Genomic DNA, 12,848 nt, shown 5'->3' with positions numbered 1-12,848 from the left:
ATATGTGCCGGGCTCAGCCCAGGCGCTCGACGAGCGCCTCGTACTGGTCCCACAGCTCCTTGGGCGTGTGGTCGCCGTAGGTGTTCAGGTGCGCCGGGACCAGGGAGGCCTCGTCGCGCCAGACCTCCTTGTCGACCGTGAGGAGGAACTCCAGGTCGGAGGCCGGCAGGTCCAGGCCGTCGGTGTCCAGGGAGGCGACGGTCGGCAGGATGCCGATCGGCGTCAGGGCGCCCTCGGCGGTGCCTTCGAGGCGCCCGACGATCCACTTCAGGACGCGGCTGTTCTCGCCGAAGCCCGGCCACACGAACTTGCCCGCGTCGTTCTTGCGGAACCAGTTCACGTAGTAGATCTTCGGGAGCTTGGACTGGTCCTTGCCCTTGGCGACGTCGACCCAGTGGCCCATGTAGTCGCCCATGTTGTAGCCGCAGAACGGCAGCATGGCGAAGGGGTCGCGGCGCAGCTCGCCGACCTTGCCCTCGGCGGCGGCGGTCTTCTCGGAGGCGATGTTCGAGCCGATGAAGACGCCGTGGTTCCAGTCGAAGGACTCGGTGACCAGCGGCACCGCGGAGGCGCGGCGACCGCCGAAGAGGATCGCGGAGATCGGGACGCCCTTGGGGTCCTCCCACTCGGGGGCGATCGTCGGGCACTGCGAGGCCGGGACGGCGAAGCGGGCGTTGGGGTGGGCCGCCGGGGTCTCGGACTCCGGGGTCCAGGCGTTGCCCTTCCAGTCGATCAGGTGGGCGGGCGCCTCTTCGGTCATGCCCTCCCACCAGACGTCGGAGCCGTCGGGGGTGAGCGCGACGTTGGTGAAGACGGTGTTGGCGTACATCGTCTTCATGGCGTTGGCGTTGGTGTGTGCGCCGGTGCCGGGCGCGACGCCGAAGAAGCCGGCCTCGGGGTTGATCGCGTACAGGCGACCGTCCTCACCGAAGCGCATCCAGGCGATGTCGTCGCCGACGGTCTCGACCGTCCAGCCGGGGACGGTCGGCTCCAGCATGGCCAGGTTGGTCTTGCCACAGGCGGAGGGGAAGGCGGCGGCGATGTACTTCGCCTCGCCCTCGCCGGCCGGCGGGGTCAGCTTGAGGATGAGCATGTGCTCGGCGAGCCAGCCCTCGTCGCGGGCCATGACGGACGCGATGCGCAGGGCGTAGCACTTCTTGCCGAGGAGGGCGTTGCCGCCGTAGCCCGATCCGTAGGACCAGATCTCGCGGGTCTCCGGGAAGTGCGAGATGTACTTGGTGGTGTTGCAGGGCCACGGCACGTCGGCCTGGCCCTCGGCGAGCGGGGCGCCGAGGGTGTGGACGGCCTTGACGAAGAAACCGTCGGTGCCGAGCTCGTCGAGGACGGCCTGGCCCATGCGGGTCATGGTGCGCATGGCGACCGCGACGTAGGCGGAGTCGGTGATCTCGACGCCGATGGCGGAGAGTTCCGAGCCCAGGGGGCCCATGCAGAAGGGCACGACGTACATCGTGCGGCCCTTCATGGAGCCGCGGAAGATGCCGCCCTCTTCGCCCTTGCCGGCGAAGAGCTCCTTCATCTCGGCGGGGGCCTTCCAGTGGTTGGTCGGGCCCGCGTCCTCCTCCTTCTCGGAGCAGATGAAGGTCCGGTCCTCGACGCGCGCGACGTCGGAGGGGTCGGAGGCGGCGTAGTACGAGTTCGGGCGCTTGGCCGGGTCCAGCTTCTTGAAGGTTCCCTGGGAGACGAGCTCGTCGCACAGGGCCTCGTACTCGGCCTCGGACCCGTCACACCAGACGATGCGGTCCGGCTGGGTGAGGGCTGCGATGTCGCCGACCCAGGAGACGAGCTCCTGGTGCTTGGTCGGGACGTCGGAAGTAGTGGTGGGAGCCGCGATGTCGCGCGCCACGATCGCTCCTTGTTGAGGGGTTTGTTTGGTGTTGCCCCGTGGGGGCTGCGACCCGGACGCTTCGCGCATCGCTCATCCGGTGCCGACCGCACTCATCTGATCATCCGGTGGATGTGCGCATATGTCCAGGGGGCCTCTCACGTGAGCATTGCCACTCCGGTCAATCTTCCGTAAAGCGCACTAACGGAAACCTACGCAAGCGTAGGTAGCATGGTCGGCATGACTTCTGATGCCGCCGCCGTGGCCGAATCGGCAGCCGGGCCCGGGGCCGAACCGGAGGCCAAGCCGCTGATGCGCGGCTGGCTGCACACGGGCATGTTCCCCGCCGTGGTGATCGCCGGCCTCGTCCTGATGGCCTTCACCGACTCGACCCGGGCCCGGGTGGCGTGCGGGGTGTACATCCTCACCGCATGCCTGCTCTTCGGGGTCAGCGCCGTGTACCACCGCGGTACGTGGGGCCCGCGCGGCGAAGCCATCCTGCGGCGGCTCGACCACGCCAACATCTTCCTGATCATCGCGGGCACCTACACACCACTGACCGTGCTGCTCCTGCCGGACTCCTCCGGGCGGACCCTGCTGTGGGCCGTCTGGATCGCGGCCGCGGCCGGCATCGCGTTCCGCGTCTTCTGGGTCGGCGCCCCGCGCTGGCTGTACACGCCCTGCTACATCGCCATGGGCTGGGCGGCGGTCTTCTTCCTCCCCGAGTTCATGCGCACCGGCGGCATCGCCGTCCTGGTCCTGGTGATCGTCGGCGGTCTCCTCTACAGCGTCGGCGGAGTCATCTACGGCATGAAGCGCCCGGACCCCTCCCCGCGCTTCTTCGGCTTCCACGAGGTCTTCCACTCCCTGACCCTGGCCGCCTTCGTGGCGCACTACGTCGGCATCTCGATCGCCGCGTACCAGCACTAGGCAGCACTGGGCAGCGCGGGCCCGGCGTTTGCTGGCGGGATGCGGCGGAGCCCCGTCGCGGTGCGGTGCGACGGGGCCCCCTCCCGCAAGGCTCAGCAGGCGTAGCCGTCGCCGTCCGGGTCGAGGCGGAGCGGGTCGCTGCCGTTGACCTTCAGGCGGGGCGGGAAGGTGTGGGCGGCCAGCCAGTCGCAGCGGGCCCTGGTGGTCTCCTTCACCTCCGCCGGGAAGCGGGTCGGCACGCAGACGTTGACCGTGCCGTAGTGCCGGTCGCAGCCGGCCACGCTCGGGGCCACCGGGACGGAGTCCCGCCGGGCCGGGTTGGCCTTCGGGGCCGCCTGCGGGGCGTCCGCGAAATCGTGCACGTGGGCCGTGGGGGCCGTTACTGCCTCCGCGACCGAGGGCGCGCCGCCGAGGTGGACCCAGGTGGCGACCGACGGGATGCCGTTCGCGTCGACCCCGAAGAGCATGTACCAGCCGGGCGGCGCCAGGTTGGGGTTGGTGGTGACGTTCAGGTCGATCGTCGTGCCGTTGACCACCGACATCGGCAGGTCCACGAACCGCTGGTTGGGGTCCGAGGAGTGGGTGACCGCGGCCGGACGGATCAGCTCCGCCTTGGCGATCGGCCGGTCGACGGTGATCCGCTGCGTGTCCCCGTACACCCAGTCCGTGTCGATGACCGAGGTGAGCTTGGGGCGGGCGCCCTTGAAGAGGTACGGGGGCGTGTAGATCGACACGTTGTTGTTGTAGGTGCCGTTGCCCGGGTTGTCGCCGACCGTCATGACCCGCCCGTCGGGCAGCAGGAACCCGCCGGAGTGGTAGGTGCGCGGGATCGGGTCGGCGGGCAGCCCGGCCTGGTAGGTGTTGGTCACCGGGTCGAAGAACGAGGCCTCGTAGACCGGGTCGGCGCGGTCGTGCAGCCCGCCGCCGGTCTCCAGCACCTTGCCGTCCGGCAGCAGTACGGCCGCCGCGTACATCTTCCCCTCGGCCCCGGTCTGCGGCCGCTTGCCCGCGCCGGTGTCGACGAGGCCCTGCGGGATGTCGGGGCCCGCCGTGTACACCGGGTTCGCCGCCTTGAGGTCGATCAGGTCGGTGAGCCGGTTCGCCGCCGGGTTGGTCTCGTTGTTGCCGCCGCCGATGGTCAGGACCCGCTGGTCCTGCGCCGGGGGCAGCAGCACGCTCGCCGATTCGTCGCGCTGGTCCTTGTTGCGGAGGCCGGGCACGTCCGTGACGGTGTTCGCGTTGTAGTCGTAGATCGACGAGCCGCTGCCCTGGGTACCGTTGCCGAAGGTGTGGCTGCCCGTGTAGAACAGCCTGCCGTCCTGCATGAGGACCATGGAGGGGTACAGGCCCCAGTAGGACCAGGTCTGGTTGACCTCGTTCATCGGCAGCCACTTGTTCTGCGCCGCCGAGAACTTCTCCGCGGTCACGTTGCCCGTGGAGTCCTCCTTCAGACCGCCGAAGGAGATCACGTCGCCATTGCCGAGGATCGTCGCGGACGGGTACCAGTGCCCGCCGTTGAGGTCATTGGTCCTGGTGTACTTCTCGGTCGCCGGGTCGAAGACGTAGGAGTCCTTGAGGCCCTGGTACCCGATCTTGCCGTCGGCGGACGGATAGCCCTTGTTGCCGCTCATCACCAGCACCCGGCCGTCGGACAGCTGCACGTGGCCCGAGCAGAACATGTCCACGGGCGTCGGGATCGTCTTGAACGAACCGTTCGCCGGATCGTAGACGGCGGAGGTGAAGGTGCCCGCGTTGAACTGGGCGATGTCGTTGCCCGAACCGGCGATCAGCAGCACCTTGCCGTTCTTCAGCACCACCGCGTGCATCGAGCGCACCGGGTTCTTCGCGGGGATCACCTCCCACGAGCCCTTCGCGCACTGCTCCGCCGTCCCCGTGCAGCCGGCCTGCGGCGGGGTGGCGCCGACCTCCTCCACCGCGTAGTCGTCGCTGGTCAGCGCACCGACCCCGTAGACGGACAGCCCCCAGGTGATCTTGTCGGTGCCGGGCGGTACGGCAGGCGTACGGACCTGCGTGCGCGCCCAGGCCGCGCTGACCGGCGGGTTGGCCAGGTCGGTCCAGTACTGCCAGCCCGCCGTGGCGTCGTGCCGGAACACCGTCACCGACACGTCCGGGGTGTCGGACTTGTACCAGGCCGACAGGTCGTACTGCTTGCCCGGTGTGACGGTGGGCGCGCAGGCCGCGTTCTCGGTGACCATCGCCTTGCGGTCGCCTTCCACCCGGCGGGTCAGGGCCACCTTCATCGCCTTGGTGCCGGAGTGCGCGTCCGCGACGGTGGCGAAGCTGAAGTCGTTGTCGCCCCAGCCGGACTTCTCCCAGCAGGACGGCATGTCGGCGCCGGGCACGCCGGCGGTCTCGAAACCGGGGTTGGTGAGCAGGTTGGGCGGTCCGGCCGAGGCCTGCTGCGGTGCGGTCAGCAGCAGGCCCGCGGTCATGGCCCCTACGGCCAGCAGGGCGGCCCGCCGCCCTGCCCGGCGCCGGATCTTCCATCGCATGAGCGTCGATTCCCTTCGGTGCGGCTCGACTCCTGGGGTTCAGCTCGTGGGGTTCAGCTCGTGGTGGTTCACGTCCTGGACGTACGGCCCGCCTTGCGCGGGAGGTAGACCAGCGCCTCCGTCGCCGCGAACCGCAGGACGAAGGTGGTGACCAGCGCGAGCGCCGTCGCGGTCAGCACGCCGAAGCCCAGCTTCGCGACGAACAGGGCGATCAGCGGGATCCGCAGCAGCAGATCGGCGTTGGCCAGCAGGGTGAACCGGCCGACCCGGTCCGCCCAGTGGCGGTGGCGGCGGCGGTCGCGGAACAGCAGGGTCTCGATGAGGAGGAAGTTCCACATCACCCCGGCCTGGTTGGCCGCCACCTCGGCGAGCAGGTAGTTCATGCCCGTGTGCGTGAGCAGCCACAGCGCGGCCAGGTTCGGGACGAAGCCGGAGAGCCCGATGAGACCGAAGCCGATCATGCGGGCCAGCGGGGTCGCGGAGCGCAGCGCCGCCAGGTGGGTCAGGAAGCGCAGCCCCTCGCGGGCGGTGGACTTGGACTCCCCGGAGTAGCGGTCCTGGAAGACGAAGGGGACTTCGGCCACGCGCTCGGGCCGGCAGCGCACGGCCAGCTCCAGCAGGATCTTGTAGCCCAGCGGCTTCAGCGCCCCGCTCCCGCCGCTGATGGCGGAGCGGCGCATCGCGAAGAAGCCGCTCATCGGGTCGCTGATCCCGCGCAGGGCGCGCGGGAAGAGCCCCTTGGTCAGCCAGGTCGCGGCGCGAGAGACGGCGATCCGGTAGTTCCCGGCGAGCCCGGCCCGGCTGCCGCCCGCGATGTAGCGGGAGGCGACGACCAGGTCGGCGCCGGTGCGGGTGCCTTCGCCGACGAGTTCGGGGACCAGGTGGGGCGGGTGCTGGAGGTCGGCGTCCATGACGACGATCCAGTCGGTGTCCGCCCGCTTGATCCCCTCCACGACGGCTCCGCCGAGCCCGCCCTCGGGGCGCTCCCGGTGCAGCACCGACACCGGGAAGGCGCATTCCAGGGCGGCCTTCTCGACCACGGCCGGGGTGTCGTCGGTGGAGTCGTCGACGAAGAGCACCTCGCAGGGCAGGTGGGCGGGGAGGGCCGCCGCCAGCCGGCTCAGCAACTCCGCTATGTTTCCGGCCTCGTTGAAGGTCGGGATGATGAGGGTGACGCTGCCCTGCGCGGGCAGTTCCATGGGCTCCGCCGCGGCCGGGGCATCGAGCTCCGGACCGGCCGGGGCGTGCGGGGCGTGCGGGGTCCACAGGTCTTCGGTCATGTCCGATCAACTCCCGTCGGCAGTGCGCTCGGTGGCGCCTGCGCCTGCGGCGGCCCGGTCCGTGCGGCGGATCTCGATGCGGCCCTCGCCCTCGCCGAAGACGGCGACCGGCGTCGAACGCTCCAGTGCGGCCTTCACGTTGGGCAGCGTCGCCGCGTCCCGGCGGACGGTGGGCGAGGAGACCACGTAGTCGATGTCCTGCCAGCCGTTCGGCAGGGTCTTGGTGACGGCGGGGTCGAGGTCGGCCTTGTAGAACCAGATCGCCCCGAGCCCCGGTGCGTAGCCGTGGTGCACCGCGTCCAGCCACAGCGCGTCGTCGACCAGCACCCTGGTCCGCGCGGGGTCGCGCACCTCGTGCCCGAGCCAGGCCGCGGCCTGCCGGTACGGGGCGTTCGCGTCGACGGTGAGCGCCGTGCGGTTGCCGTCGTACCAGCGCGGCAGGACGTAGACGGCGGCCGACGCGGCGAGGATCCCGACCAGCGCCCAGCGCCCGTAGGTGAGCGCGCGCCGCTCCCCCGCCGCGCGGCGGCGGCGCAGCACGGCATGCGTGACGCTGGCCGCGCCCCCGGCGAGGACCAGCGCCAGGAAGGGCAGCGCCTGGATCACGTACATCGCCGGAAGGTAGCCGGAGGGCCGCAACGCGACGAGGCCGAGGATGACGGCGGCCAGCGCCGGGCCGGCGAGCGCCCGGGCGGTGACCGACCACCGGACGGTGGCCAGCAGCAGGACCGCGCCGGCCAGTCCGCCGAGCGGCAGGACGGTGTCGTAGTACAGCCAGGACCGGAAGACCCCGTGCGAGCCGGAACCGGCGTCGAGAATGAAGCCGGAGCCGGGCCGGCCCATCTGGTAGGTGACTCCGTCGAGGAGGGAGACGTGCCCGGAGCCGGGCAGCAGCTCGCCGTTGAGGAGCGCGAAGAGCGGGTACGTCACGCCGATGAGCACGCAGGCGGTGACGGCCCCGGTGACGGCGAACTTGCGGGTGTCGCGGTGGCTGTGGCGCCACATCGTCACCAGCAGCGCCGGGAGCACCACCAGCATCGTCTCCTTGGTCAGGACGGCGGTGGCGGCCGCCAGCCCCGACCCGAAGTGGTGCCACAGATGACGGCTGGGGGACGCGGCGAGGCAGAAGGCCACCAGCATCCACATGACGGCCAGGTTGTCGAGGAAGATCTCCCGCTGGAGCACGACGGAGAGCGGGGAGAGCCCGAAGAGCCCCATGGCCAGGCCGGCCGCCCAGCGCGGCAGCCAGAGCCGGCGCGCGAGCACGTACATCAGGACGGAGCTGACGGCGGACACGGCGAGCATCGAGAACCGCATGGGCGCCACGGTCATCGCGTCGGGCACGAAGAGGGACGGCAGGTAGGTCAGGCCCGCGATCTGGATCCAGCCGAGCGGCGGATGGTCGTACCAGTAGGTGTAGTGGGCCAGTCCGTGGCCCTGCTGGACGGCCCACGCCTGGGCGAGGTAGGTGCCCTCGTCGTCGCTGAGGGTCGGGAAGTTGGTGATGTTCCAGCCCTGTACGAGGACGATCGCGAGCAGCAGCGTCCCGCAGAGGATCAGGTCGGGGCGGGAGGTGCGCAAGCGCCCCGGTCCGCCGCGCTTGGCCCGGACGGTGGACGCGGTGTCGGCAGCGCCGCGGCGCTGGGCGGGGATCCGGGCCGGTGCCGGGGCCAAGGCCGCGGTCGCGGTCGCGGTCGGGGCGGTGGCGGCCGGCTGGGGCTCCGGATCGGTGGCCGTGGGCACGGTGGTGGTCATTGGTGACTGTCCTCTCGGCTCGCGGCGGACGCGGAAACAGCGGTCGGGGCGGAGCCGACGGTGACACCGGCCGGGACGGACGCCCCCGCGAGGTGGGCCCCGGTGTGGCTCGTGAGCTCCCACTCGTTGCGGCCGCGCTGCTCGCGCCAGACCGCGCGGATCGCGGCACCGGCCAGCATCACCTGGTAGAACGGGCCGCCGATCACGAGCTTGAGGTAGTGCACGAACCGCACCCGCAGCCCGTACTGGCGGCCGAAGTCGTGGAGGCCGACGATCTCGAAGACGAAGGTGACCATCGCGGTGATCATCGGCAGGAAGGTGACGATCGCGATGCCCACCGGCACGTCGAGGAAGAGCGCGATCGCGAAGTTCAGCGGGATGACGACCCCGGAGGTGGCCTGCAGGAAGGGCGTCATCAGGGTGTAGCGGGCCAGCCAGCGCTGGCCGCGGCCGGGCAGCTGCTGCCAGTCCTTCTTCCGGTAGACCTGGAGGAAGCCCTGGTTCCAGCGGGTGCGCTGCTTGAGCAGGCTCACCAGCGAGCCCGGGGTCTCCTCGCGGGTGACCATGTCGCTGTCGTAGGCGACGACCACCTTCTTGCCGACCGAGGAGAGCCGTACGCCCAGGTCGCAGTCCTCGGCCAGGCAGTTCGGGTCCCAGCCGCCGGCCTCGCGCAGCACCTCGGTGCGCACGAAGACGGTGTTGCCGCCGAGCGGGATGAACCCCTTCTCGGCGTGCAGGTGCAGGCGGGAGCGGAACCAGAAGAAGTACTCCAGGCAGTTGCGCAGGCTGTACCAGCTGGAGTGGAAGTTGATGAGCTGCACTCCGCCCTGGACCACGTCGGCCCCGGTGGAGCGGAAGGCGTGGTCCACGTGGGAGAGCAGCTCGGGGTGGACCTGGTCCTCGGCGTCGAAGACCCCGACGATGTCGCCGCGGCAGTGCGGGAGCGCGGTGTTGAGCGCCTTGGGCTTGTTCTTCACCTCGTGGTGGTCCGTGATGACCCGTACGAGGCCGGGTGCGCGGGCCGCGGCCCGTTCGGCGACGGCGGCGGTCTCGGGGTCGTCGTGGCCGACGATCACGATGATCTCGTAGTCGCGGTGGCTCGATTCGAGGAGCCGGTCGATGGTGTGCTCCAGGACCGCCTGCTCGTGGCGGGCGGGCAGGAGCAGCGAGAAGGCCAGCCGGCCGCCGCCGTCCGGGCGGTCGAAGCGGGTCGAGGCGAGCGTCTCCGGCGTGCGCCATGCGTGCATTTGCCACCAGAGCGTGAAGGCGGCCATCCAGAAGAGCGCCAGCGAAACGGCAGATATGAACACGGATGTGAACAAACTGTCCCCCACAGACATGCCGCAACCCCAAGCGGCGATCGTCGAACCCCCCGGGGGCGGTCCCGTGCGGCCGGCTCCCCGGCCCGCCGCACGCTCCTCCCCCGCTTCCCCCTGCTTCCCCGCTCCCCCACATCCCCCTGCGCGCACCCCCCGGTGCGCGCCGTCGGTGCCGACCCCGTCAACGGCGTCGGCAGCGCCGGCGGAGTTGCCGGCGCTGCCGAGAGTGACTGATCGGTGACTCCCGAAGCCACGAGACTAGGCACCAAAAATGACATCGGGACGCCACTCGGATAAAAACCACGTTTCCGAACCGGCCCTCAAACAAGCGGAATTGACGCTACTCCGGCTGTTTCAGGGATGAACCGTCCCCAACTGCTCCGCCAGCTCGACCGGGTCTGTCGTAGGCCGCGCGCAGACGAAATGTCGACACACGTACGCCGTGGGGAGGTCGTGCACCAGCGTGCGCTCGGCCAGCAGGGGGAACTCACCACCGCTCCCGTCCGCCGCGCGCACCGGGCCGGTCGCCACTACCGCCCCGGGAGCCGTCCCCAGCAACGCGACCCGGTGCAGTTCCGCCCGCGCCGGATCCTCCGGGTGCCCGACGACCGCCACCTCGCGCGGACCGTCGACGAGCGCTTCGGCGACCGCCAGGCCGTGCCCGATGAACCGCGGGGCACGCGGCCCGAGCGCGTGCACCACGGCCAGCGCCCGCTCGGCCGCCGTGCGGTGGGGCTCCGAGCCCGTGTGCGCGGCGTACGAGAGCAGCGCGCCCGCGGCGGCCGTCCAGCCGGAGGGGGTCGCCGTGTCGGTCGGGTCCTGCGGCCTGCGGATGAGCCGCTCCGCATCGTGCGCGGTGTCATACAGCGACCCGTCCTCGGCGGTGAACCGGGCCAGGACCAGGTCCACGAGGAACCCGGCGAACTCCAGCCAGACCCCTTCACCGGTGACGGCCGCCAGGGTGAGGAACCCCTCCGCGACGTCCCCGTAGTCCTCCAGCACCCCGGCGTTGGGGCCCACCTTCCCGTCCCGGCTGGTCCGCGCGAGCCGGGCCCGCCCGTCCATGTGCACCCGTACGAGGAGGTCCGCGGCCTCGGTGGCCCGCTCGATCAGGTCGGGCCGGCCGAAGAAGGCCCCGCACTCGGCGAGGGCGGCGATGGCCAGCCCGTTCCAGGCGGCGACGATCTTGTCGTCCCGGCCGGGCGCGGGTCGCTCGGCGCGGGCCGCCAGCAGCCTCTCCTTGATCCCGGCCAGCCGCTCCGCCTCGATGTCCGGCCCCTGCGAAGGCAGTTGCAGCACGGAGGTCCCGTGCTCGAAGGTCCCCTCCTCGGTCACCCCGAAGCAGGCCGCGGCCAGATCCCCGTCCTCCTCCCCGAGCACCTCCCGCAACTGGGCGGGAGTCCAGGCGTAGTAGGCCCCCTCGACGTGCTTCCCGGTGACCGGGTCCTCGCTGTCGGCGTCGAGCGCGGAGGCGAAACCGCCCTCGTGAGTGCGCAGTTCACGGACCATGAAGTCGGCCGTCTCCAGAGCGACCCGGCGCGCGAGCTCGTCCCCGGTGGTACGCCAAAGATGCGCGTACACCCGGCAGAGCAGCGCATTGTCGTACAGCATCTTCTCGAAGTGCGGCACGACCCACTCCCGGTCCACGGAGTACCGCGCGAACCCGCCCCCGAGCTGGTCGTAGATCCCGCCCCGGGCCATCGCCTCACAGGTGTCGGCGGCCATCTGCAGCGCCCCCTCGGACCCGGTCCGGGCGTGGAAGCGCAGCAGGAACTCCAGCACCATGGACGGCGGGAACTTCGGCGCCCCGCCGAACCCGCCGCGCGCGGCGTCGTACTCCCGCGTCAGCCCGAGCAGCGCCTGCCCGAGCTCCTCCGGGCCGGGGGTGCCGGCCTTCCCGTAGTCCAGCTGCCGCCCCGCGAGGTCCCGCACGATCCGCTGCGCGACCTCGGCCACCTCCTCGGGCCGCCCGACCCAGGCGGTGCGCACGCCTTCGAGCACCTGCATGAAGGAGGGCGACCCGTGCCTGGGCTCGGGCGGGAAGTAGGTGCCGAAGTAGAAGGGCTCGGCATCGGGCGTCAGAAACACGGTCATGGGCCAGCCACCCTGCCCGGTGGCGGCCTGCACGGCCTCCATGTAGACGGCGTCGATGTCGGGACGCTCTTCGCGGTCCACCTTGACGTTGACGAAGTGCTCGTTCATGTAGGCGGCCGACAGCTCGTCCTCGAAGGACTCGTGCGCCATGACATGGCACCAGTGGCAGCTCGAATATCCGACGCTCAGCATCACCGGCACCCCGCGCTCCCGCGCCTCCGCGAACGCCTCGGGTGACCAGGGCCACCAGTCGACGGGGTTGTCGGCGTGCTGCTGCAGATACGGCGAGGTCTCGTTCGCGAGGCGGTTCGGCATGCTCCCCATCCTGCCGCACCGCATGACCCGTGCCCCTGATCAGTGCCGCAGGAGCGGGGTCAGGTCGTGGGTCCAGGTGTCGCGGGACCGGGTCCAGGTGGTGGCGCAGTCGGCGCGGGACGGGGTTGCCAGGTCCTTGTGGCGGGCGGGGAACGCGCCGTAGACCGCGCAGCGGTGGGACTCCGCGCGGGTCGCGTCCGGGGCGTGTTCGTCCGTGGGGTCGGGGGTGGGGTCGGCGGCGGCCGACCGGTCGTAGACCCGGGCCGCCGTCAGGAGGGTCTGGTCGCCCTCGGGGTCGCGGAGCAGCAGCGCCACCTGGGCGAAGCGGTCGGCGGCGTCCTCCTCGGCGCGGTCCCCGTTGTCCGGGAGGTCCAGCGCGTCGATCAGGGCGTGGCCCGCCTCGTGGTAGATCGTCTCCCGGACGGTCTCGGCGAGGTCCTCGTCGCGGCCGGTCAGTTCGCGCTCCTCGGCCAGGTCGTCGTAGCAGAGCTCGATGCGATGGGTGTCCGGGTCGTAGCCGGTGCCCTCGCCCCGGCAGGACTTGGCGGCGACGATGACCAGGTAGGGGAGGTCGACGTAGTCGTTGAGGTCGGCGAGGGTGGATTCTGCGAGCTGCCAGTTCCGCAGGAAGCGGGCGCTGTCCTCGTCGGCCGCCACGGGCTTCTCGTAGCGGAGCCAGAACCCGCTTTCGGGTACCGGTTCCTGCGGCAGGAGCTTGCATCCGGTGACCGCCAGAAGCAGGGCCGCCGTCGTCGCGCACAGTCCCGGAGTCCACCAGTTTCTGCTCACCGAGCCACCC

8 protein-coding genes are annotated in these 12,848 nt (G+C 71.0%); 1 reads left to right on the top strand and 7 read right to left on the bottom strand.

What is annotated here, in order from left to right; translation table 11 throughout:
* Positions 1-13: 13 nt before the first annotated feature.
* A complete protein-coding gene (locus OHU74_RS22900) occupies positions 14-1,864 on the bottom strand; it encodes a phosphoenolpyruvate carboxykinase (GTP) (protein WP_371617613.1) in 1,851 nt (616 codons plus the stop codon).
* A 219-nt stretch (positions 1,865-2,083) separates the two neighbouring features.
* Here OHU74_RS22900 and OHU74_RS22895 point away from each other — a divergent pair, with 219 nt between their 5' ends.
* Complete coding sequence (locus OHU74_RS22895; RefSeq protein WP_371617612.1) at positions 2,084-2,773, top strand: hemolysin III family protein; 690 nt, start codon at positions 2,084-2,086, stop codon at positions 2,771-2,773.
* A gap of 92 nt (positions 2,774-2,865) precedes the next feature.
* On the opposite strand, the gene OHU74_RS22890 is transcribed toward OHU74_RS22895, so the two are convergent.
* The 6 genes from OHU74_RS22890 to OHU74_RS22865 all read right to left on the bottom strand — a co-directional run bounded on the left by OHU74_RS22890 (position 2,866) and on the right by OHU74_RS22865 (position 12,838).
* The gene (locus OHU74_RS22890; protein ID WP_371617611.1) at positions 2,866-5,286 is read right to left on the bottom strand and encodes a galactose oxidase-like domain-containing protein; all 2,421 of its coding nucleotides are present in this window, start codon (positions 5,284-5,286) and stop codon (positions 2,866-2,868) included.
* Between the two features lie 68 nt (positions 5,287-5,354).
* The gene (locus OHU74_RS22885) at positions 5,355-6,485 is read right to left on the bottom strand and encodes a glycosyltransferase (protein WP_371619772.1); all 1,131 of its coding nucleotides are present in this window, start codon (positions 6,483-6,485) and stop codon (positions 5,355-5,357) included.
* Positions 6,486-6,572: 87 nt separating this feature from the next.
* On the bottom strand, positions 6,573-8,321 hold the full coding sequence (locus OHU74_RS22880) for an ArnT family glycosyltransferase (RefSeq protein ID WP_371617610.1): 1,749 nt from the start codon (positions 8,319-8,321) through the stop codon (positions 6,573-6,575).
* Entirely contained in the window at positions 8,318-9,643 is a 1,326-nt protein-coding gene (locus tag OHU74_RS22875) for a glycosyltransferase (protein ID WP_371617609.1), read from the bottom strand. The genes OHU74_RS22880 and OHU74_RS22875 overlap by 4 nt, the downstream gene beginning before the upstream one ends.
* A gap of 351 nt (positions 9,644-9,994) precedes the next feature.
* On the bottom strand, positions 9,995-12,049 hold the full coding sequence (locus tag OHU74_RS22870) for a thioredoxin domain-containing protein (protein ID WP_371617608.1): 2,055 nt from the start codon (positions 12,047-12,049) through the stop codon (positions 9,995-9,997).
* A 39-nt stretch (positions 12,050-12,088) separates the two neighbouring features.
* A complete protein-coding gene (locus tag OHU74_RS22865) occupies positions 12,089-12,838 on the bottom strand; it encodes a DUF4344 domain-containing metallopeptidase (protein ID WP_371617607.1) in 750 nt (249 codons plus the stop codon).
* Positions 12,839-12,848 lie beyond the last annotated feature (10 nt).

It is taken from the genome of Streptomyces sp. NBC_00454, from assembly GCF_041434015.1.
Classification (GTDB): domain Bacteria; phylum Actinomycetota; class Actinomycetes; order Streptomycetales; family Streptomycetaceae; genus Streptomyces.
This window is presented reverse-complemented; position numbering and strand designations above follow the sequence as displayed.

Coding starts and splice junctions, on each gene's coding strand:
- OHU74_RS22895 (WP_371617612.1), top strand. CDS start 2,084: ATGACTTCTGATGCCGCCGCCGTGGCCGAATCGGCAGCCGGGCCCGGG.
- OHU74_RS22890 (WP_371617611.1), bottom strand. CDS start 5,286: ATGCGATGGAAGATCCGGCGCCGGGCAGGGCGGCGGGCCGCCCTGCTG.
- OHU74_RS22885 (WP_371619772.1), bottom strand. CDS start 6,485: ATGGAACTGCCCGCGCAGGGCAGCGTCACCCTCATCATCCCGACCTTC.
- OHU74_RS22880 (WP_371617610.1), bottom strand. CDS start 8,321: ATGACCACCACCGTGCCCACGGCCACCGATCCGGAGCCCCAGCCGGCC.
- OHU74_RS22870 (WP_371617608.1), bottom strand. CDS start 12,049: ATGCCGAACCGCCTCGCGAACGAGACCTCGCCGTATCTGCAGCAGCAC.